Source organism: Devosia ginsengisoli, from assembly GCF_007859655.1.
GTDB classification, from domain to species: domain Bacteria; phylum Pseudomonadota; class Alphaproteobacteria; order Rhizobiales; family Devosiaceae; genus Devosia; species Devosia ginsengisoli.
In genome coordinates, this window is sequence record NZ_CP042304.1 from 783,874 (window position 1) to 802,936 (window position 19,063).

Below are 19,063 nucleotides of genomic sequence, written 5' to 3' on the forward strand. Positions count from 1 at the left end.
TGATGCGGCTGAATCGACGTTCTCTGCTCCGGTATACGGCTCTGGCCGGGGCATCGCTGGCTATGCCTGCCCTGGCGCGCGGGCAGGAATCGATCTTTGACCTGATGAATCGCGGCAATGTGCTGCGCAATGTCGACAAGGACGGCAATACGGCGGCCGCCGAAGCGCTGATCGCCACCAATGAGCCGATCCTGTCCTACGACACGGTCCACAACCTGCAGCTCGCCATCTCGCAATACGAGCCTTTCGTGGCCAATGGCGGCTGGGAAGAAATTCCCCAGGAAGCCTTCCGCCTGATGATCGGCAAGTCCAGTCCCGCGGTGATCGCACTCAAGCGCCGCCTGATCTCGTCGGGCGACATGCCGCTGGTGCCCAATGTCAACGACCTGTTCGACGAAGAAACCGATCGCGGCGTCCGCACCTTCCAGGCGCGCCACGGCCTGGTGCTCAACGGCCAGGTGGACGAGGCGACCTGGTATGCGATGAACGTGCCGGCCACCACGCGCCTGCAGCAGCTCTATCTGAACTTCACGCGCGTCCAGAGCATGGCCGCCAACCTCAATCCGCGCTACGTCGTGGTCAACATCCCGGCGGCGACCATCGAGGCCGTCAATGACGGCATGGTCGAGCAGCGCCACACGGCCGTCGTCGGCCGCGTCGATCGCGCCACCCCGATCATGGCCAGCAAGATCAGCCAGATCAACTTCAACCCCTATTGGCACGTGCCCAAGTCACTGGTCGAGCGCGACCTGACCAAGTACATGCTGGAAGATCCTGAATACCTGGCCAAGCAGAACATCCATATCTATGACGGCAGCGGCACCGAGATTTCGCCCGCCAGCATCGACTGGAACAATCTCGGCAACGCCATCAACTACATGTATCGCCAGGAGCCCGGCGCCGAAAACTCGATGGGCCACTGCAAGATCAACTTCTACAATCCCTATGACTGCTACCTGCACGACACGCCGACCAAGGCGCTGTTCGGCGAGAATGCCCGCTTCCATTCGTCGGGCTGCGTGCGCGTCGAGGGGGTGAACCAGCTGGTTGCCTGGCTGCTGCGCGACAATGGCGACTGGGACCAGACCAAGGTGGACATGACCTTCGAGTCGCTGCAGCGACTCGATGTGGAATGCAAGGCCCGCGTGCCGATCCACACCACCTACATCACCGCCTGGGCCAATCGCCAGGGCACGGTCAGCTTCCGTGACGACGTCTACAAGTTCGACGAGCAGGGCAAGGTGTCCTTCGAACAGGCCTGAGTCTTTTGCGGTTCAGCGATTTGCAGCGCCCTCCCTTGCGGAGGGCGTTTGCTTTTGGCGCGCATGGAATCCTGCTAATGTGGCGGCGGGGGAATGCGCCATGGCCGACAATGAGGTCTATTTCGAATTCGTGCAGGTCGGCCAGCAGATGCGGGTCGCTGCCATCGACGCTGCCACGGGCACCGAAGTCATCGTCATCACGCCCGTATCAGCCAACAAATACCAGATGCAGCAGATTGCCATGGCCAAGCTGCGCAAGAAGCTGGGGGAGGCCGCGCCGCCACCGCCGGCCAGTTCCGGCAAATTTGCCTGAATGGCCGGTTTGCTCACTTCCCCTGCAGCGCGTTCTGGGCCATAACTCCCTCGTTCGCGCGACTGGCGAGAAAAGATGGGGAACCATCGGGGAACGCGAACCTTAGAGAGCCGCTCGCCTGGGCACCCATCCGCAACCAGGGAGCCCCTATGTATATGTCCCTTCCTTCCCGGCCTTGGAATCGCAGTTCGCGACATGATAAAGCCATGGCCATGTCGACCCATTTCGTCTCTTGCGAGGTCATTGTCCCATGAGCGCCGCTACGTCTTCCTCGCTCTTTCCCAAGTTCTTCTCCAACACGCTGGCCGAAACCGATCCCGAGATCGCCGAGGCCATCCAGAACGAGCTGGGCCGTCAGCAGCATGAGATCGAGCTGATCGCCTCGGAAAACATCGTCTCTCGCGCCGTGCTTGAAGCGCAGGGCTCGATCATGACCAACAAATATGCCGAGGGTTACCCCGGCAAGCGCTACTACGGCGGCTGCCAGTTCGTCGATGTGGCCGAAACCCTGGCCATCGAGCGCGCCAAGCAGCTGTTCGGCGCCAAATTCGCCAATGTGCAGCCCAATTCCGGCAGCCAGATGAACCAGGCCGTGTTCTTGGCGCTGCTGCAGCCGGGCGACACCTTCATGGGCCTCGACCTCAATTCGGGCGGCCACCTGACGCATGGTTCGCCGGTCAATATGAGCGGCAAGTGGTTCAATGTCGTCTCCTATGGCGTGCGCCGCGACGATCACCTGCTTGATATGGACGAGGTCGAGCGGCTGGCCCATGAGCACAAGCCCAAGCTGATCCTGGCCGGCGGCACGGCCTATTCCCGCGTCTGGGACTGGGAGCGTTTCCGTCAGATCGCCGATTCCATCGGCGCTTATCTCATGGTCGACATGGCCCATATCGCCGGGCTCGTGGCCGGCGGCGTGCATCCTTCGCCGGTGCCGCATGCCCATGTCACCACCACCACCACGCATAAAAGCCTGCGTGGCCCGCGCGGCGGCATGATCCTCTCCAATGACGAGGATATCGCCAAGAAGATCAATTCGGCCGTGTTCCCGGGCCTGCAGGGCGGGCCGCTGATGCATGTCATCGCCGCCAAGGCCGTGGCCTTCAAGGAAGCCTTGCAGCCTGAATTCAAGACCTATGCCCGTCAGGTGGTGGACAATGCCCGCGCCCTGGCCGAAGCCCTCAAGGCCCACGGCCTCGACGTGGTTTCCGGTGGCACCGACAACCACCTGATGCTGGTGGACCTGCGTCCCAAGAACGCCACCGGCAAGCGGGCCGAGCAGGGCCTGGGCCGCGCCTTCATCACCTGCAACAAGAACGGCATTCCCTTCGATCCGGAAAAGCCCTTCGTGACTTCGGGCATTCGCCTCGGCACGCCCGCCGGCACGACGCGCGGCTTCGGCGTTGCCGAATTCCAGGAAATCGGCAGCCTGATCGTCGAAGTGCTCGACGGGTTGCGCGAAGCCAATTCCGATGAGGGCAATGCTGCCGTGGAAGCGGCTGTCGGCGCCAAGGTGAAGGCGCTCACCGCGCGCTTCCCGATCTACGCCAGCTAGGATTTTTCGATGCGCTGTCCCTATTGCGGCAACGACGATACGCAGGTCAAGGACAGCCGCCCGACCGAAGATTCTGGCGCTATCCGCCGCCGCCGCGTCTGTAATGGATGCGGCGGCCGCTTCACCACCTTCGAGCGCGTCCAGCTACGCGACCTGACAGTGGTGAAAAAGAGCGGCCGCAAGGTGCCGTTCGACCGCGAAAAGCTGGCCAAATCGGTCTATACAGCCCTGCGCAAGCGCGCGGTGGAGTCCGAGCGCACCGAGCGCATGATTTCAGGCATTGTCCGCCAGCTCGAAAGCCTTGGCGACGTGGAAGTCACCTCCGACCAGATCGGCGAATATGTCATGGATGGCCTCAAGGGCCTCGATGACGTCGCCTTCGTCCGCTTTGCCTCGGTCTACAAGAATTTCTCCGCCGCAGACGACTTCCGCAACTTCCTGGCCACCTTGGCCGAAGGCGGCAAGAGCACGCTGCGGGACGACGAGTGAGCGGCCTTTCCGCCGAAGACCGGCGCTGGCTCGATGCCGCCGTCCGCTATGCCGCGCCCTTCGCCGGCACCACTGCGGATAATCCGGCTGTCGCCGCCCTGGTGGTCGATCCGCGCATGCAGGCTCTGGTTGCCCGCGCCGTGACCGCCAAGGGTGGGCGCCCGCATGCCGAGGCCGAGGCGATTGCCAAGGCCGGGTTCGAAGCCGCGGGCTGCACGCTCTACGTTACGCTGGAGCCCTGCCATCACTGGGGCCGCACGCCGCCTTGCGTCGATGCCATCATTCGCGCCGGCATCATGCGGGTCGTCATCGGTGCGACTGACCCCAAATCGGCCGGTGGCAGCATGGCCCAGCTCGAATCCGCCGGCATCGAGACTGTCCTCGCCCGCCACGCGCCCTCGCAGGCGCTGCATGCCGGCCATATTCTACGACATCTTGCCAATCGGCCCTTCGTCACTGCGATGCTGGCCGTTTCGGCCGATGGCATGATCGGTCGTCAGGGCGAGGGCAGGGCGCCTGTCGAAGGCCCAGCCCGGACCTGGATCGAAATACTGCGCGCCCGGTCCGACGCCGTTCTGGTCGGAGCAGCCACGGCACGCGCCGACAATCCCGCGCTGACGGTGACGCTGCCCGGCCTGCCCGGACGGACGCCGCTTCGGGTCGTGCTGGCCGGTGCGTCCGGCGTCGATCGCAAGGTGAATCTGATTGGTGGCTTTTCCGGCTATCGTACTGTGATCATTGCGGAAACATCAACTTCGATCGATGCGCCGGTCTCGGTCGAAACCATGCGTGTCACGGGCAAGGCAGGCCGCCCCGATCTGGCCGCGACGCTGACGAGCCTGGCGGAGCGGCATATCCAGAACCTGCTGGTCGAACCCGGTCAGCGCCTCGCCGCTGCCCTGCTCGAAGCCGATCTGGTGGATCGTTTCGCCCTGATCACGCGTGCCGAAACCATTGGCGCCGACGGGGTTCCGGCCAGCGCGGATGGGCCAATTGCCGATGTCCTGGCCGCAGCAGGCCTGGTCGAAGCCGGCGGGCAGGCGCTTGGCGATGACCATTTGACGCTCTATGAGCGGCCTGCGCGGACAGATTGAACCGCCACCCCTGTTGAAGTTCCTCCCGTGGAAGATTATGGGGTTGCGACGCCCGTCCGGGCAGCGCGGCCCAGCGGCCACACAGCAAAGTTGAAAGTTCGAATGGCCGACGCCCCCAAACGCGACCCGCAGACCGACCGCCCCGCCAATCAGCGCGGAGCCGCGCGTCTGGCCGCCGTGCAGGCGCTCTACCAGATGGATGTCGGCCGGGCGACGCTCGAGGATACGCTGGCCCAGTTCGGCGCCTTCCACCTCGGCCGCGAAATCGAGGGCGAGCAGTATCTGCCGGCCGATGCCGATTTCTTCCGCCAGATCGTCACCGGTGTTGCCAAGCATCAACTGGCCATCGATCCGGCCGTTGATCGTGCCCTGGCCGAGGGCTGGCCGGTCGAGCGGGTCGATGCCACCTTGCGCGCCATCCTGCGCGCCGCGGCCTTCGAACTGCTGCGCCGCAAGGATATCCCGCCCCGCGTCGTCATCACCGAATATGTCGACGTGGCCAAGGCCTTCTACGAGGACGACGCCAGCGGCCTCGTCAATGCGGCGCTCGACGCCATCGCCCGCGAAGCCGGCGTGGATTTGACCGAAAGCGGCAAGCCGAGCTGATCTTCTACTCGGGCATCGCCCCGTCCCCGATATGGACCTCTTCGCGCGGCCCCAGGCTGGACGCGTATTTTTCCTTCGCCCTTACCATCTGGAACAGCGCATCGACATCGGCCGCCCCGAAGGCCTGGACCGCCTGGTAGAGGTCGGCGCCGTAAACGCCATCCACTGCGCCATCGTATCGCCCCAGCGCCTTGAGCGCGGTTTGCAGCGCCTCGACCGTCGCCACTGTGTCCAGGGCATCGCCGCCCCAGAAATTGTCGTAGTTATTCTGGCTCCACGCACTCTTGGTGCCCCAATAGGCCAGCAAAAGCCAATATCCCGCCCGCTCCGCATCCTGCCGGGCCGTATATTGCCCCTGCAACTGGGCTCCGATCTCGGTAGATCCGGTGCCGAAAGCGTAGAATAGACCAAGCAGCGTCATCGCGGCCGGGTCGCCATGCACGGCGGCATAGCGCGCATACTCGCCCAGCGGCAGCGGCAGGTCGCTCGCGCTGGCATAGCCATTCCAGACCATATTGGCGAGGTAGCCGGCGCAGACATAATTGTCATGGGCCGCGCTCTCCGCGGCCGCGACATCGTAGTTGGGGCCATTGCCGTCGAGGTCGCTATATCCGAACGTGCGCAGCGCTTCGCAACTGATGGAAACACCGAATTCGCCATCACGGGCGCGTTTCATATAGTCCAGTGCGTCCTCGGTGCTGACGCCTGAATCTTCGTCGAACATGGTGCTGAGTGCATATTGTGCTATCGGCAGGCCTTGCTCGGCCAGCCTGCGATAGGCAGCGGTGGCATAGAGATTGTCCTGCTGGTCGCCCCCGCGCTCGGCAAACTGATCGCGCGCCACGGCATTGTAGAACTGCACGTCCGGGTCATCGGGAAACCACCCGATGGCGAACTGGCAGGCGGATAGGGCATTTTCCAGCCCCATCCGGGGAACCCAGTCGAAATGATCGTGGTCGCCAAAGGCGCCGATGCAGGCCTGCCGTGCGGCCTCCTGCTGCGGCTTGGCCTTGGCGAAAGCCGGCCCGCTCATGAGGCCGGTACATGCAATGAGGGCTGCGATCCGCAGCGCCTTTCCAGACGTCGTTCCATGCAACATGCAAAAGCTCGCTACCAGAGGCCGCCAGATCGGCGACCAGCTTAATGCGCGCTATGCGGGCTGTCGATGCGGGCGTTACGCCTAGAACGACTGCAGGATCTGGTCGATGAAGCTGCGGTCTTCGCCGAAGGACGGGGTGCGGCGGCTTTCGATGGCGATCGTCTTGCCGTCCTGCAGGCCATAGACAGCCTTGTCGACGACCTTCTTGTTCTTGTCGAAATAGACCACGAGAACGGTGCGCGAATCGATCATCGTCATGCCGAAGGCGGTCTGGCGCACCTTGGTCTCGACATAATAGAATGCAGACTGATCGCCGAACGTATTGGTCGACTGCGGCGAGCCGAGCACCAGTGTCACAAGCTGCTGGCTCTGGCCCGGGCGGATTTGCGCCATGGCGCTTTCCGAGATTTCATATCCCTGGGTCCGCTTGGTGATCAGCGACGTGCTGCTCGTGCATGCTGCCAGAGTCACGGCAAGCAGGGCGGCGGCGGCAAGCGGCACGATGGAACCGGAAACGGTACGCAGAGGCATGAATTTGACTTTCCCGATGGCTCTCGACTATAGGCACGGCAACAAGGCGGCGACCCCAGGGTCGCCGGAATGTTTAGCTGCCAACCTGTCCCTCTGGCAAGCTGGCATTGGCCCGGTCGGGCCGTTTGCCCTTGTTAGGCCGATCAAGATGCTGAGCGCAATCCCATGATCCTGTCCCTGTTTCGCAAGAATACAGCAACCGAACCGGTTTACGCCGTCTATAGCGCCATTGTGGCGCAATCCCGGCAACCACGGTTCTATGCGGAGTGGCAGGTGCCTGACACAGTGACCGGGCGCTTCGACATGATCAGCCTGCATCTGGCGCTGCTGTTCCGCCGCCTGCGCGCCGAAACCGGCGAGCAGAAGGACTTCAGCCAGGCCGTGTTCGATCTGTTTTTCAAGGATATGGACCGCTCCCTGCGCGAAATGGGCGTCGGCGATCTCGGCGTGCCCAAGCGCATCCAGAAAATGGGCAATATCTTCTTCGGCCTGCTGGCGGCGATGAGCGAGGCCATGGACCGCAACGACGCAGCGGCGCTGCAGGCCGTGCTGTCGCGCAATATCTTCGATGGCGCTACGGGCCCCCATGTTGCGGCGCTGGCCGATTATCTGCTGGCCGAGGACAAGGCGCTCGGCGCCCAGCCCAGCACGGCCATCACCCAGGGCGCCCTGAGCTTCGAGGCGGCCGCGTGAACGCTACCGAAACGCCGCTATTCGACGCCGTCGTCCGGATCGACAGGCTGCCCGCCACCGGCCGTGACCTCACTGTGTCCCTGGACGAGCCGACTCGGGCCGCTCTGGCCGAGATGCTCAAGCTCTCCGCCGTCGATTCCTTCAGCGCCACGCTGACCGTTGTGCCCCTGCGCGGGGGCATCAGGGCGCAGGGCCAGTTGGTGGCCGACATCGTCCAGCCCTCAGTGGTGACCTTCGAGCCGGTGGGCCAGCATGTCGAGGAAGTGGTCGACCGTGTCTTCCTGCCCGAGGCCCATGCGCACAAGCCCACACCGGGCTCGGAAGTGTTCGTCGATCTCGAAGACGAGGACTTTCCGGACCATATCGATGGCCCCGAAGTCGATCTCAGCGCCTTGCTGATCGAAACGCTGGCTTTGGCGATCGATCCCTATCCGCGCCTGCCGGGGGAAAGCCTCGACTCGTTGGGCATCGATGTTGCCGGAGCGCCTGCCGGCCCCTTCGCCGCGCTCGAAAAGCTCAAGAAGTCCACCGATATTGACCGCTAGATCAGGGATGCAGGGCTTGCACCGACTCCCTGATGGGATATGTTTGGCTGCCTCTTCGTGAGGCGCAGAACGGGCTGAAATGACCGATACTATAACAATATCAGTGGATGCCATGGGCGGCGACAATGCCCCCCGCGCAGTCATCCACGGAGCCTCCCTGGCCCTTCGCGAGCGCAAGAATACCCGCTTCATCTTTCATGGCCGGCAGGAACAGATCGCGCCTTTGCTCGATGAATTCCCCGAATTGCGGCCCGCCTCCACCGTGCGGCACTGCGAGACCGTCATCGCCATGGACGAAAAGCCCAGCCAGGCCCTGCGCAAGGGCAAGGGCACCTCTTCGATGTGGATGGCGATCCAGGCGGTGAAGGACGGCGAAGCCGATGTGGCCATTTCCGGCGGCAATACCGGCGCGCTGATGGCCATGGCCACCTTTTGCCTGCGGCCGATGAAGGGCATTTCGCGCCCCGGCATCGCCGCCATCTGGCCGACCCTGCGCAGCGACATCATCGTGCTCGATATGGGTGCCACGATCGGGGCCGATGCCAAGCAATTGGTCGACTATGCGATTCTCGGCTCCGCCCTGGCGCGCTGCCTGTTCGACGATGACGCGCCGACGGTCGGCCTGCTCAATGTCGGCACCGAGGAGGTCAAGGGCCTCGACTATATCAAGGAAGCCGGCCGCGTGCTTACCGAGGCCAGCGGCTCCGGCTTCACCTATCACGGCTTTGTGGAAGGCGACGATATCGGCAAGGGCACGGTGGATGTCGTGGTCACCGAAGGCTTTGTCGGCAATATCGCGCTCAAAACCGCCGAAGGCACGGCCCGCCAGGTCGGCTCCTACCTGCGCAGCGCGCTCAAATCCAACCTGATGAGCCGCATCGGCGCGCTGTTCGCCACCTCGGCCCTCAACGCCCTGCGTCGCAAGATGGACCCGCGTACCGTCAATGGCGGCGTGTTCATGGGCCTCAACGGCATCGTCATCAAATCGCACGGTGGAACCGACGAAATCGGTTACAAAAGTGCATTGAGTCTCTCCTATGAAATGGCGCGCAGTCGCCTGATCGACAAGATCGGCGACACCATGCAACGCTTTCCCATCAAGGTGGCCTCTGAAGCCCCTGAAGCAGAACCCGAGGCGAATTCGGCGTGACCAAGACGCGTACCATCATCCGCGGTGTCGGCAGCTACCTTCCCGAAAAGGTGCTCACCAACGCCGAACTCTCCACCATGGTCGAAACCTCCGACGAGTGGATTCAGCAGCGTGTCGGCATCAAGCAGCGCCATATCGCTGCCGAAGGCCAGTTCACCTCCGATCTGGCGGTGGAAGCGGCCAGGCAGGCCATGGCCAATGCTGGCGTTACCCCTGATGAGATCGATCTCATCATCGTCGCCACCACCACGCCGGATTATACGTTCCCGGCTGCCGCGACCCTGGTGCAGATGAAGCTGGGCATGCATCACGGCATGGCCTTCGACATACAGGCGGTGTGCTCGGGCTTCGTCTATGCCATGGCCACGGCCGACAGCTACATCAAGAATGGCATGGCCAACCGCGCCCTGGTTATCGGCGCCGAAACCTTTTCGCGCCTGCTCGACTGGACCGATCGCACCACCTGCGTGCTGTTTGGCGACGGCGCCGGCGCGGCCGTGGTGGAAAAGCTCGAACTCGACGATGACGCCCCCGAGCGCGGCGTGCTGGCCTCGGCGCTTCGCTCAGACGGGCACCATTGGGACAAACTCTATGTCGATGGCGGGCCTTCCACCACCGGCACGACCGGCCATGTGCATATGCAGGGGCCGGAAGTGTTCCGTCATGCGGTCGGCAAGATCACCGACGTCGTCTATGCGACGCTCGAAAAGACCGGCTACACCGTGGCTGATCTCGACTGGTTCGTGCCGCATCAGGCCAACAAGCGCATCATCGACGGGGCAGGGGCCAAACTCGGCCTGCCGCCCGAAAAGGTGGTGATGACGGTGGACCGGCATGCCAATACCTCCGCAGCTTCCGTTCCTCTGGCGTTGAGCGTCGCAGTGGCCGATGGCCGCATCAAGCAGGGCGATCTCGTCATGCTCGAGGCCATGGGCGGCGGCTTTACCTGGGGCGCGTCCCTCATTCGCTGGTAGAGGCCACCGCGAGCCGATTGACCTTAGCCGTTTCAAGGCGTTAGTGTCTTTTGGGCGGAGGAACCCAGCGCAGAAATCGATCGCACGAGGGTCTTGTGACGAACCGATAGCGCTGAGCGAAGGGAAGGATTCCCGCGGTATGGCTCAACTCCCATCAGGGTTGCGCCGAAGCCAATTTTGATCAGGGACGTGACCCATTCGTCCCGGCGTGGGGGTTTTGCACCTTTCGGCAACACGGGGGTACGAATGACGCAGAGGACGATAACGCGGGCCGATCTGGCTGAGGCAGTCTATGGCACTGTCGGACTATCGCGGACCGAGTCGGCGGAACTGGTGGAGAGGGTGCTCGAGCTTATCGGCGATGCCCTGGTCACCGGGGCGAACGTCAAGCTGTCATCCTTTGGCTCCTTCCAGGTGCGGTCCAAGAACGAGCGTATCGGCCGCAATCCCAAGACCGGCGAGGAGGTTCCGATCCTTCCACGGCAGGTTCTTGTGTTCAAACCATCCAACGTGTTGAAGTCCAAGATCAACAAATCTATGGTTCGTGCTGGAAAATAAGCCATCCAGCGAGTCTAAGCCTCCGTGGATAAGTCGCCAGACGCCTTCCGGACGATATCCGAAGCCGCCGATGAGCTGGACCTGCCCCAGCATGTCCTGCGCTTCTGGGAGACGCGTTTCTCCACCATCAAGCCGCTGAAGCGCGGCGGGGGGCGCCGCTATTACCGCCCCGAGGACGTGATGCTGCTGCGCGGCATCCGCCATTTGCTCTACGATCAGGGTTTCACCATCAAGGGCGTGCAGCGCATCCTCAAGGACCAGGGCAGCCGCTATGTCATCGCCGTGGGCGAGGGCCGGCCGCTCGAAGATATCCTGCCGATGATCGAACAGGCCGAAAGCGCCAGCGACGAGGCCGAAATCGAAGAAGCCGTCATGCTGGCCAGTCCCGGTCTCGACCGGGAGGCACGCGACAAGCTGTCTGACGTGCTGCGCGAATTGCTGGAATGCAAGCGCATCCTGGAACGCGCCAGGGAAACTTGAGCGCGGCCCGCAGGGACAAATCGCTCCAGTGGAGCGATTTGAGCGCTCAAGGCCATGAGGGCTACGCCCGAATGGCGGTCATGGAACGAACGTTCTAGATTGACACTATGGCGGTGCATATGTTGCATCGGCACATCGTTCCCGGAGACTTCAAAATGACCACTCGCTTCGGCCTGCTCGGCGCTGGCCGCATCGGCAAGGTGCATGCCAAGGCCATCTCGTCCAATCCCAAGGCCCAGCTTGTGGCGGTGGCCGATGCCTTCGAAAAGGCCGCCAATGATCTGGCCTCCCAGTACGGTTGCGCCGTGCGGAGCGTGGGTGAGATCCTGAAGTCATCCGATATCGATGCGGTGGTGATCTGCACGCCCACCGATACCCATGCCGACCTGATCGAGCAGTTTTCCAAGGCCGGCAAGGCCATCTTCTGCGAAAAGCCCATCGACCTCGATGTCGAACGTGTCAAGGCCTGCCTCAAGGTGGTCGATGCTGCCGGAGGCACGCTAATGGTCGGCTTCAATCGCCGCTTCGACCCGCATTTCCAGGCGGTCAAGCACACGATCGACCAAGGCGAGATCGGCGCCGTGGAGATGGTCACCATCGTTTCGCGCGATCCCGGCGCCCCGCCGGTCGACTATATCAAGCGCTCCGGCGGCATTTTCCGCGACATGACCATCCACGATTTCGACATGGCCCGGTTCCTGCTGGGCGAGGAGATCGACACCGTCTCCGCCCAGGCCTCGGTGCTGGTCGATCCTGATATCGGCACGGCCGGCGATTATGACAGCGTCTCGGTGATGCTCTCCACCGCCTCGGGCAAGCATGCCACCATCTCCAATTCGCGCCGCGCCACCTATGGCTACGACCAGCGCATCGAGGTGCATGGTAGCAAGGGCGCCGTTTCCGCCGAAAACCAGCGCCCGGTTTCCATCGAAGTGGCCAATGCGTCGGGCTATACCCGCCCGCCGCTGCATGACTTCTTCATGACCCGCTATACCGAGGCCTATGCCAACGAAATCAGTGCCTTTATCGACGCCGTTGAATCGAAATCTCCGGCTTCCCCCAGCGGCATTGACGGGCTGATCGCCCTGGCACTGGCGGAGGCGGCGCTGAAATCGGTCAAGGAAAGCCGGGCGGTGAAGGTGAGCGAAATCACCGGCCCGCTGGCCGACAGGTCGGTCTTCCAGGGCCGCTGATCGCAAACGAATACGAGGGGCGCCGCTTTGGCGCCCTTTTTTGTCTAGGCTGCGATTGGTCCAAACGCGATGAACCAATGAAATTTTTGCCCTTGCTTGCCGGTCTGTTGCTTGCCTCGCCTGCCGCCGCGCAGGGCACCGACCCGCATACCGTCCTCACCCTGCGCGGCGAATGCCAGGCGCTTGCCGCCGGCTCCGAGGACCTGATCGACATCTGTGCCGGCGAAATCATGCAGGTGATCTACACCGACCACCGCATGGAACTTGCCATCTGGACAGACAGCCCAAGCGGCCGTTTCCTGGTTTTCAGCGGCCCCGCCACCGAGGACGAGGCGGGTCTGGCCCAGCAGATCGACCTCGTGATCGATGGTCAGGATGGCAGCGGCAACAACAATGTCGACCGCGCAGCCACCGGCCAATGCACCCTGAATGGCAATCCCTCGGAAGGCCCGGTCCAGTTCACCTGCGAGGCCACGGACGACGCCGGAAATGGCTATCGCTTCGCCTTCCTCACCGATGGCGGCGTGCCGGAAAACATGCTGGATTAGCTATTTCAACAGCCACTCATGCTCGGCCGCATTGTGGAATTTCCACACCCGCTTCGGCCCTGCCATGACGTTGAGATAATAGAGATCATACCCCGCCGTGGTCGCCACCGGGTGATACCCCCTGGGCACCAGCGTTACGTCGCCATCTTCCACCGCCATCGCCTCGTCGAGGCTCCGGTCGTCGGTATAGACGCGCTGGAAGGCAAAGCCCTGGGGCGGGTTGAGCCGGTGGAAATAGGTCTCTTCCAACTGGCTTTCATGGGGCAGGTTGTCCTGGTCATGCTTGTGCGGCGGGTAGGACGAGGTATTGCCCTGCGGGGTGATCACTTCCACCACCAGCAGCGAATGGGCCGCGCCGTCATCCTCGGGCATGATATTGTAGACATGGCGCACATTGGCGCCCGTGCCACGGCTGATGCGCGGATGCGTGCCGGGCGGAATGACCCGGGCGGGATAATCCCCGCCGCCCGGCGCGGCACAGACAGCCAGCTCCAGGTCAGTCGTCGCGTCGGCGGCCCAGGTGGCGCCCTGCGGCACATAGACGGCCCATGGCGCGCCCTCGAACGGACTCATGCGCTCGCCGATCTCGCCCAGATCCACGCCATTGACGGAAATCCGCGCCTTGCCGCCCACCAGCACCAGGCACAATTCCTGCGTGCCGGATTCGCCGCCGGTCACTTCACCCTCGGCCAGCTTGTGCAGGGCGAAGCCGACATAGGTCCAGCCGGCTGAGGCCGGTGTCACCTCATGGACGAGGCCCGTCGTCCCCTTCGGGCGTATCAGGAGGTTGGATTTGCTCATTGGTCGGCTCCTCCTTGGGAAAGGCATAGAAGAAATTATACAGCGAATAGGCGAGGGCAGCGCCCACCAGCAGCGCCCAGAACATGTCGCCGCTCCACAGCAGCTCCCAGCCGAGCCAGAGCGCCAGGAACAGCACCACGGCCACGCGCCGCCAGAGCGGGCGGAACCAGTTCAGATCACTTTGCTTGAGCGCCATCGGGTCCCCTCGGACAAATCCACATTGACCATGCTCTAGCACAGCTCACCCCTTGGGAAAGCCCTCGGTCTCGACCGTGTAGCCCGCCGCCGTCATCACGCGCATGAGTTCCCTGTGGCCCACCTGCGCCATTCGGAGCGGCGTGTTCTTGACCGGATCCTGTTCGGCCTCGACCACGAACCAGCCTTCATAGCCGTAATCGGCGAATTTCTGCACGATGGCCCCGAAATCCAGCGATCCATCACCCGGCACGGTGAAGGCGCCAAGTGCGACCGCATCGAGGAAGCTCTGCTTGCTGCGGTCCAGCCCGTCGACCACGGCGCGGCGAATATCCTTCACATGCACATGGGTGATGCGGGCGTGGTGATTGTCGATGGCGCGCAGCACATCGCCCCCGGCAAAGGCCAGGTGCCCGGCATCGAGCAGCAGCGGAATGCCTTCGCCCGAATGGCGCATGAAGGCGTCGAGCTCCGGCTCGGTCTCCACCACGGCGGCCATATGATGATGATAGGCGAGGGGCATGCCCTGTTCCGCGCACCACTCGCCAAAGGCCGTCACCTTCCGCGCATAGGCCTTCATCTCGTCATCGGAGAGTTTGGGCTTCTGCGCCAACGGAATTTCGCGCTTGCCCTGAATGGAACGGCCCACTTCGCCATAGACGATGCAGGGCGCGTTGACCGCCTTGAACAGGTCGATCATCGGCGCGATGCGGTCCTGGTTGGCCGAAATGTCTTCATCGACCAGCGTGCCGGAAAACCAGCCGCCGCACAGCGTCACATCGGCCGCCCTAAGAATGGGCAGCATGACGGCAGGATCGTCAGGAAAACGACGACCTTTCTCCATGCCGGTAAAGCCCGCCGAGCGAGATTGGCGCAGGCATTCCTCCAGCGACACGTCATCGCTCAATTCCACCAGATCGTCGTTCCACCACGCGATGGGCGACATGCCGAGTTTAGCTTTCATCTTCGTTCCTCTCAGCCGGCTCGCTGCGCTTTCAGCGCCACCACATAGGCCTCGCGTGCTGCATTTACCTGCGGCCGGTCGCTGACTTCTGGCACCGCCACGTCCCACCAATGCCCACCGGCATCGGTGGTGATGAGCGGGTCGGTGTCGATGACGATAACAACGGTGCGGTCGACGCTCTCTGTTTCCTGCAGGGCCGTTTCCAGCTCGGCGACGGACGCCACCTTGCGCGCTACCGCACCCATCGACGCCGCATGGGCGGCAAAATCGATTCCGGGCAGAGTGACATGCTGCGTATCCTTCAAGAGATTGTTGAAGTTGGCGCCGCCGGTCGCCATCTGCAGCCGGTTGATGCAGCCATAGCCGGCATTGTCCAGCAGCACGATGGTCAGCTTGGCCCCCAGCATGATCGAGCTGGCGATTTCTGAATTCAGCATCATATAGCTGCCATCGCCGACCATCACGACCACGTCGTCCTTGGGCCGGGCCAGCTTGACGCCGAGCCCGCCGGCAATTTCGTAGCCCATGGTCGAGAAGCCGTATTCGAGGTGGTAGCTGCCCGGCGCATCGGCCTTCCAAAGCTTGTGCAATTCCCCCGGCAAACCACCCGCCGCGCAGACCAGAGTGGCGCTCTGCCGGGCCCGCTGCACGGCGCCGATCACCTGAGCGTCGGAAGGCAGTTCGGCATTGGTGCTTGATGTGGCCTGGTCGGCGGCCACCAGCCATTCATCCTTGCCCGCTTGCGCCTTGTCGGTCCAGGCCTCGTCGGCCTGCCAGCCGGTCAGCGCGGCGTTCAGCGCTTCCAGCCCGGCCCGGGCATCCGCAACGAGGGGCAGGGCCTGATGCTTATGGGCATCGAAAACCTGCACATTGAGCCCGATGATCTTCAGATCATCATTCTTGAACAAAGCCCACGAGCCAGTGGTGAAATCCTGCAACCGCGTGCCCACCGCCAGCACCAGGTCGGCCTCTTCGGCCAACTGGTTGGACGCCGACGTACCGGTTACGCCGACCGAACCCATATTCAGCGGATGATCATGCGGCAGGCTGGACTTGCCGGCCTGCGTCTCCAGCACCGGCACGCCATGGATTTCGGCAAACTTGCGCAGCGTATCGCTTGCCTCGGAATAGAGCACGCCGCCGCCGGCAATGATCATCGGCTTGCTCGCCTTGAGCAGCGCAGCCGCGGCCGTGGCGAATTCGTCGGCATCGGGCATGATCCGCCTGACGGTCCAGACCTTTTCGGCAAAGAAGCTCTCGGGATAATCGTAGGCCTCGGCCTGCACATCCTGGCATAGGCTGAGCGTCACCGGCCCGCATTCGGCAGGATCGGTCAGCACGGCCATGGCGCGGCGCAAGGCGGGGATGATCTGCTCGGGCCGCGTGATGCGGTCGAAATAGCGGCTCACCGGCCGGAAGCAGTCATTGACGGAAACCGTGCCGTCGCCGAAATCCTCCACCTGCTGCAAGACCGGGTCGGGCAGGCGGTTGGCGAAGACGTCGCCCGGCAGCAGCAGCACCGGCAGCCGGTTCACATGCGCCAGAGCGGCCGCCGTCACCATGTTGAGCGCGCCCGGTCCGATGGAACTGGTACAGGCCATAAAGCGGCGGCGGAAGCTGGCCTTGGCATAGGCGATGGCGGCATGGGCCATGCCCTGCTCATTCTGCCCGCGATAGGTCGGCAGTTCATCCTTCACGGCATAAAGCGCCTCGCCGACGCCGGCCACATTGCCATGCCCGAAAATAGCGAAGACACCGCCGAAGATCGGCACGGTCTCGCCGTCGATCACGGTCTTCTGCGCGGTCATGAACCGCGCCACGGCCTGGGCCATCGTCAGTCGGATCGTCTTCTGGCTCATCGGCCTGTTCCTCAATTCAGTCAGTAGACCTCATCCTGAGCTTGTCGAAGGACGGGGTCGTGGCAATGTCATGCCAGATCAACCTCGTGGTTCGACAGGCTCACCATGAGGTTGATTGTGAGCGCGGGCTAGGCCGCCTCGCTCTTGCCCAGCCGTTCCCATATCTCGACCAGCGCGCCGAACTTGCGCGCCATTTCGGCCACGGCCTGCTCGTCGCCGATCCTACCCGCCAGCCAGGCCTTTGCCGACTCGGCAAATATGGTGCGGCCCACGGCAAAGCCCTTGACGCTGCGCGCAGTGCGGGCGGCGGCAAAGCCAGCCTCCAGCGCCTCTTGCGGTGCCTCCAGCCCCAGCAGCACCACGCCGCGGCACAGCGGATCGCGCGTCTCAATGATGGTGTCGATGGCAGCCCAGGCGGCACGGCTGGCCTGCGGTTCGAGTTTCCACCAATCCGGCCTGACGCCGGCATCGTAGATCTCGCCCAACACGCGCGCCACCGTGTCGTCATCCAGCGCGCCATGCCGGCTGGCGATGATCTCGATCAGCAATTCGCGACCAACCTTGCGGGCCGCTTCATAGGCCGTGCGCAGTTTGTCGATCTGCTCGCGCTTCAACTCCTCCAGATCGTCCGGATGATAGAAGCACAGCACCTTGATGCAATGATCCACCGGCCAATCCACCAGCCGCGAGCCCAGGTCTTGGCTGAATTCGAATTGCAGCGGCCGCGAGCCGGGCAGTTCGATCGGCTTGCCGATCCAGAAATCCGGCAATGCCCCCGCGGCAAACAGTGCATCCCGCCCATATTTGTCGTCCAGCAGCATGCCGAAGCCGGGTCGGCCCTTGGCGACGTTTGCGGCCGCCTTGACGGCAAGCGCCTTGAAGGCCGGGATGCGCGCCAGCAATTGTGCATCGCCATTGGCGAGTTCTTCGAGCTGGCTGCGATGGTCGATGGCCAAGGCCATGAGGCTAGGAATTTCCCGCCGGCGATTGGTTGCCCAGTGAAGGTGGTTGAGCGCGGCATCCTTGCGCAAAGCGCGCTCCGTGCTGCCATGCTCGAGGAAGTAGGTGAGTTCCGGCCAGCTCGGATATTCCGGTGCGCAGAGCAGGCGGCTGACGGCGAAGGCGCCGCAGGCATTGGCCCAAGTCGCGCTGGTGGCGTGTTTCTCGCCGCGCAGCCAACCCCGCAGCCAGCCGCTCATGAAAGCGTCGCCCGCACCCAGTACGTTATAGACCTCGATGGGAAAGCCCTTGCCGACAATGCCCTGTTCCAAGTCGTCGGGTATCGGGCCGTCATAGACGATACAGCCCATGGGCCCGCGCTTCAGGACAATCGTGGCGGAGGACAGGCCGCGGATCGTCCTGAGCGCGGAGAGCAGGTCGGCCTGGCCGGAAGCGATGAGCACTTCTTCCTCGGTGCCGACGATGAGATCGCAATCGGGCAGCACGGACTGGTATGTCCGCGACACCACATCCGAGGCGACATAGCGCGAAAAGCCCGCTTCATGCCCCGCCAGTCCCCACAGATTGGGGCGGTAGTCGATGTCGAAGGCGATCAGCGCGCCATTGGCTTTGGCGATGCTGATCGCCTTTTTCTGCGCGGCTTCGCTATTGGCGCGGCTGAAATGGGTTCCGGTGACCACAATGGCCCGCGCCGAGCGGATCAGATCTTCGTCGATGTCGCTCTCGTCGAGCGCCATGTCGGCGCAGTCGGTGCGGTAGAAGATCATCGGCGAAACGCCTTCGGCTTCCACCGACAGCAGCACCAGCGCCGTCAGGCGTTCGGGGTCGGTGGCGATGCCCTTGGTCTCGACGCCCTCGCGGACCAGCTGTTCGCGGATGAAGCGGCCCATCTGCTCATTGCCGACGCGGGTGATCAGACCCGATTTGAGGCCGAGCCTTGCGGTGCCGACGGCAATATTGGTCGGGCAGCCGCCCACAGACTTGGCAAAGCTCCCGACATCTTCGAGCCGCGTGCCGATCTGCTGGCCATAGAGGTCGACAGAGGCGCGCCCGATAGTGATGACGTCGAGCGGCAGCGTCTCCTGCTGCTGATGCGCATTCGTCACTCCGGTCTCCTCATGGCCGCTTCGCTCTACCGAAACACGAAACATAAGTTCCGACTATTCGTCAATGTGGAATGTTCGTTCCAATTGT

The 19,063-nt window shown here is 63.2% G+C and carries 21 protein-coding genes and 1 riboswitch; of the genes, 14 read left to right on the top strand and 7 right to left on the bottom strand.

Annotated features, from left to right (window positions below; translation table 11 throughout):
* Positions 1 to 62: 62 nt before the first annotated feature.
* From FPZ08_RS03825 to nusB, 6 genes are all read left to right on the top strand, one after another.
* Positions 63 to 1,262, top strand: a complete 1,200-nt coding sequence (locus FPZ08_RS03825; RefSeq protein WP_186767198.1) for a L,D-transpeptidase family protein — start codon at positions 63 to 65, stop codon at positions 1,260 to 1,262.
* Positions 1,263 to 1,362: 100 nt separating this feature from the next.
* Positions 1,363 to 1,575 (top strand): DUF6898 family protein, encoded by a 213-nt coding sequence (locus tag FPZ08_RS03830; protein WP_146288756.1) that lies wholly within the window; start codon positions 1,363 to 1,365, stop codon positions 1,573 to 1,575.
* A gap of 48 nt (positions 1,576 to 1,623) precedes the next feature.
* Positions 1,624 to 1,706, top strand: a riboswitch (ZMP/ZTP riboswitch).
* 119 nt (positions 1,707 to 1,825) lie between these two features.
* Complete coding sequence (glyA, locus tag FPZ08_RS03835) at positions 1,826 to 3,130, top strand: serine hydroxymethyltransferase (RefSeq protein ID WP_146288757.1); 1,305 nt, start codon at positions 1,826 to 1,828, stop codon at positions 3,128 to 3,130.
* A gap of 9 nt (positions 3,131 to 3,139) precedes the next feature.
* A complete protein-coding gene (gene nrdR / locus FPZ08_RS03840) occupies positions 3,140 to 3,619 on the top strand; it encodes a transcriptional regulator NrdR (protein ID WP_146288758.1) in 480 nt (159 codons plus the stop codon).
* Positions 3,616 to 4,713 carry a bifunctional diaminohydroxyphosphoribosylaminopyrimidine deaminase/5-amino-6-(5-phosphoribosylamino)uracil reductase RibD gene (gene ribD / locus FPZ08_RS03845; protein WP_146288759.1) on the top strand — a complete coding sequence of 366 codons (1,098 nt, stop codon included), beginning with the start codon at positions 3,616 to 3,618 and terminating at the stop codon, positions 4,711 to 4,713. Before nrdR ends, ribD begins: the two co-directional genes overlap by 4 nt.
* A 102-nt stretch (positions 4,714 to 4,815) precedes the next feature.
* Positions 4,816 to 5,319: a transcription antitermination factor NusB gene (gene nusB, locus FPZ08_RS03850; RefSeq protein WP_146288760.1), complete on the top strand. Its 504-nt coding sequence runs from the start codon at positions 4,816 to 4,818 to the stop codon at positions 5,317 to 5,319.
* A 4-nt stretch (positions 5,320 to 5,323) separates the two neighbouring features.
* Here nusB and FPZ08_RS03855 read toward each other — a convergent pair whose 3' ends face one another.
* The gene (locus FPZ08_RS03855; RefSeq protein WP_186767199.1) at positions 5,324 to 6,352 is read right to left on the bottom strand and encodes a peptidoglycan-binding domain-containing protein; all 1,029 of its coding nucleotides are present in this window, start codon (positions 6,350 to 6,352) and stop codon (positions 5,324 to 5,326) included.
* 147 nt (positions 6,353 to 6,499) lie between these two features.
* Positions 6,500 to 6,949: an outer membrane protein assembly factor BamE gene (locus tag FPZ08_RS03860; protein WP_146288762.1), complete on the bottom strand. Its 450-nt coding sequence runs from the start codon at positions 6,947 to 6,949 to the stop codon at positions 6,500 to 6,502.
* A gap of 165 nt (positions 6,950 to 7,114) precedes the next feature.
* Between FPZ08_RS03860 and FPZ08_RS03865 the strand changes: the two genes are divergently transcribed.
* The 8 genes from FPZ08_RS03865 (at position 7,115) to FPZ08_RS03900 (ending at position 13,090) form a co-directional block, all read left to right on the top strand.
* Positions 7,115 to 7,642 (top strand): ubiquinol-cytochrome C chaperone family protein, encoded by a 528-nt coding sequence (locus tag FPZ08_RS03865; RefSeq protein WP_146288763.1) that lies wholly within the window; start codon positions 7,115 to 7,117, stop codon positions 7,640 to 7,642.
* Complete coding sequence (locus FPZ08_RS03870) at positions 7,639 to 8,187, top strand: YceD family protein (protein ID WP_146288764.1); 549 nt, start codon at positions 7,639 to 7,641, stop codon at positions 8,185 to 8,187. Before FPZ08_RS03865 ends, FPZ08_RS03870 begins: the two co-directional genes overlap by 4 nt.
* 79 nt (positions 8,188 to 8,266) lie before the next feature.
* Complete coding sequence (gene plsX, locus FPZ08_RS03875; RefSeq protein ID WP_146288765.1) at positions 8,267 to 9,337, top strand: phosphate acyltransferase PlsX; 1,071 nt, start codon at positions 8,267 to 8,269, stop codon at positions 9,335 to 9,337.
* Complete coding sequence (locus tag FPZ08_RS03880) at positions 9,334 to 10,311, top strand: beta-ketoacyl-ACP synthase III (RefSeq protein WP_146288766.1); 978 nt, start codon at positions 9,334 to 9,336, stop codon at positions 10,309 to 10,311. The genes plsX and FPZ08_RS03880 overlap by 4 nt, the downstream gene beginning before the upstream one ends.
* A gap of 246 nt (positions 10,312 to 10,557) precedes the next feature.
* Positions 10,558 to 10,869 carry an integration host factor subunit alpha gene (locus tag FPZ08_RS03885; protein WP_146288767.1) on the top strand — a complete coding sequence of 104 codons (312 nt, stop codon included), beginning with the start codon at positions 10,558 to 10,560 and terminating at the stop codon, positions 10,867 to 10,869.
* 24 nt (positions 10,870 to 10,893) lie between these two features.
* Positions 10,894 to 11,349: a MerR family transcriptional regulator gene (locus FPZ08_RS03890; protein WP_146288768.1), complete on the top strand. Its 456-nt coding sequence runs from the start codon at positions 10,894 to 10,896 to the stop codon at positions 11,347 to 11,349.
* A gap of 155 nt (positions 11,350 to 11,504) precedes the next feature.
* Positions 11,505 to 12,542: an inositol 2-dehydrogenase gene (gene iolG / locus FPZ08_RS03895; RefSeq protein WP_146288769.1), complete on the top strand. Its 1,038-nt coding sequence runs from the start codon at positions 11,505 to 11,507 to the stop codon at positions 12,540 to 12,542.
* A gap of 77 nt (positions 12,543 to 12,619) precedes the next feature.
* Positions 12,620 to 13,090 carry a hypothetical protein gene (locus FPZ08_RS03900; protein ID WP_146288770.1) on the top strand — a complete coding sequence of 157 codons (471 nt, stop codon included), beginning with the start codon at positions 12,620 to 12,622 and terminating at the stop codon, positions 13,088 to 13,090.
* On the opposite strand, the gene iolB is transcribed toward FPZ08_RS03900, so the two are convergent.
* From iolB to FPZ08_RS03925, 5 genes are all read right to left on the bottom strand, one after another.
* The gene (gene iolB / locus FPZ08_RS03905; RefSeq protein WP_146288771.1) at positions 13,091 to 13,891 is read right to left on the bottom strand and encodes a 5-deoxy-glucuronate isomerase; all 801 of its coding nucleotides are present in this window, start codon (positions 13,889 to 13,891) and stop codon (positions 13,091 to 13,093) included. It abuts the gene before it with no gap.
* Positions 13,836 to 14,087, bottom strand: coding sequence for a hypothetical protein (locus FPZ08_RS03910; RefSeq protein WP_146288772.1), 252 nt, complete (start codon positions 14,085 to 14,087; stop codon positions 13,836 to 13,838). The genes iolB and FPZ08_RS03910 overlap by 56 nt, the downstream gene beginning before the upstream one ends.
* Before the next feature lie 45 nt (positions 14,088 to 14,132).
* Positions 14,133 to 15,050: a myo-inosose-2 dehydratase gene (gene iolE / locus FPZ08_RS03915; protein ID WP_146288773.1), complete on the bottom strand. Its 918-nt coding sequence runs from the start codon at positions 15,048 to 15,050 to the stop codon at positions 14,133 to 14,135.
* Positions 15,051 to 15,061: 11 nt separating this feature from the next.
* Positions 15,062 to 16,909: a 3D-(3,5/4)-trihydroxycyclohexane-1,2-dione acylhydrolase (decyclizing) gene (iolD, locus tag FPZ08_RS03920; protein WP_146288774.1), complete on the bottom strand. Its 1,848-nt coding sequence runs from the start codon at positions 16,907 to 16,909 to the stop codon at positions 15,062 to 15,064.
* A 128-nt stretch (positions 16,910 to 17,037) separates the two neighbouring features.
* The gene (locus FPZ08_RS03925) at positions 17,038 to 18,975 is read right to left on the bottom strand and encodes a bifunctional 5-dehydro-2-deoxygluconokinase/5-dehydro-2-deoxyphosphogluconate aldolase (protein WP_246132799.1); all 1,938 of its coding nucleotides are present in this window, start codon (positions 18,973 to 18,975) and stop codon (positions 17,038 to 17,040) included.
* Positions 18,976 to 19,063: the final 88 nt, after the last annotated feature.

What these genes read in the sequence shown, in the direction of transcription:
- FPZ08_RS03825 (WP_186767198.1), top strand. Translation starts at nt 63, where the DNA reads ATGCCTGCCCTGGCGCGCGGGCAGGAATCGATCTTTGACCTGATGAAT.
- FPZ08_RS03830 (WP_146288756.1), top strand. Translation starts at nt 1,363, where the DNA reads ATGGCCGACAATGAGGTCTATTTCGAATTCGTGCAGGTCGGCCAGCAG.
- glyA (WP_146288757.1), top strand. Translation starts at nt 1,826, where the DNA reads ATGAGCGCCGCTACGTCTTCCTCGCTCTTTCCCAAGTTCTTCTCCAAC.
- nrdR (WP_146288758.1), top strand. Translation starts at nt 3,140, where the DNA reads ATGCGCTGTCCCTATTGCGGCAACGACGATACGCAGGTCAAGGACAGC.
- nusB (WP_146288760.1), top strand. Translation starts at nt 4,816, where the DNA reads ATGGCCGACGCCCCCAAACGCGACCCGCAGACCGACCGCCCCGCCAAT.
- FPZ08_RS03855 (WP_186767199.1), bottom strand. Translation starts at nt 6,352, where the DNA reads ATGAGCGGGCCGGCTTTCGCCAAGGCCAAGCCGCAGCAGGAGGCCGCA.
- FPZ08_RS03860 (WP_146288762.1), bottom strand. Translation starts at nt 6,949, where the DNA reads ATGCCTCTGCGTACCGTTTCCGGTTCCATCGTGCCGCTTGCCGCCGCC.
- FPZ08_RS03865 (WP_146288763.1), top strand. Translation starts at nt 7,115, where the DNA reads ATGATCCTGTCCCTGTTTCGCAAGAATACAGCAACCGAACCGGTTTAC.
- plsX (WP_146288765.1), top strand. Translation starts at nt 8,267, where the DNA reads ATGACCGATACTATAACAATATCAGTGGATGCCATGGGCGGCGACAAT.
- FPZ08_RS03885 (WP_146288767.1), top strand. Translation starts at nt 10,558, where the DNA reads ATGACGCAGAGGACGATAACGCGGGCCGATCTGGCTGAGGCAGTCTAT.
- iolG (WP_146288769.1), top strand. Translation starts at nt 11,505, where the DNA reads ATGACCACTCGCTTCGGCCTGCTCGGCGCTGGCCGCATCGGCAAGGTG.
- FPZ08_RS03900 (WP_146288770.1), top strand. Translation starts at nt 12,620, where the DNA reads ATGAAATTTTTGCCCTTGCTTGCCGGTCTGTTGCTTGCCTCGCCTGCC.
- iolB (WP_146288771.1), bottom strand. Translation starts at nt 13,891, where the DNA reads ATGAGCAAATCCAACCTCCTGATACGCCCGAAGGGGACGACGGGCCTC.
- FPZ08_RS03910 (WP_146288772.1), bottom strand. Translation starts at nt 14,087, where the DNA reads ATGGCGCTCAAGCAAAGTGATCTGAACTGGTTCCGCCCGCTCTGGCGG.
- iolE (WP_146288773.1), bottom strand. Translation starts at nt 15,050, where the DNA reads ATGAAAGCTAAACTCGGCATGTCGCCCATCGCGTGGTGGAACGACGAT.
- iolD (WP_146288774.1), bottom strand. Translation starts at nt 16,909, where the DNA reads ATGAGCCAGAAGACGATCCGACTGACGATGGCCCAGGCCGTGGCGCGG.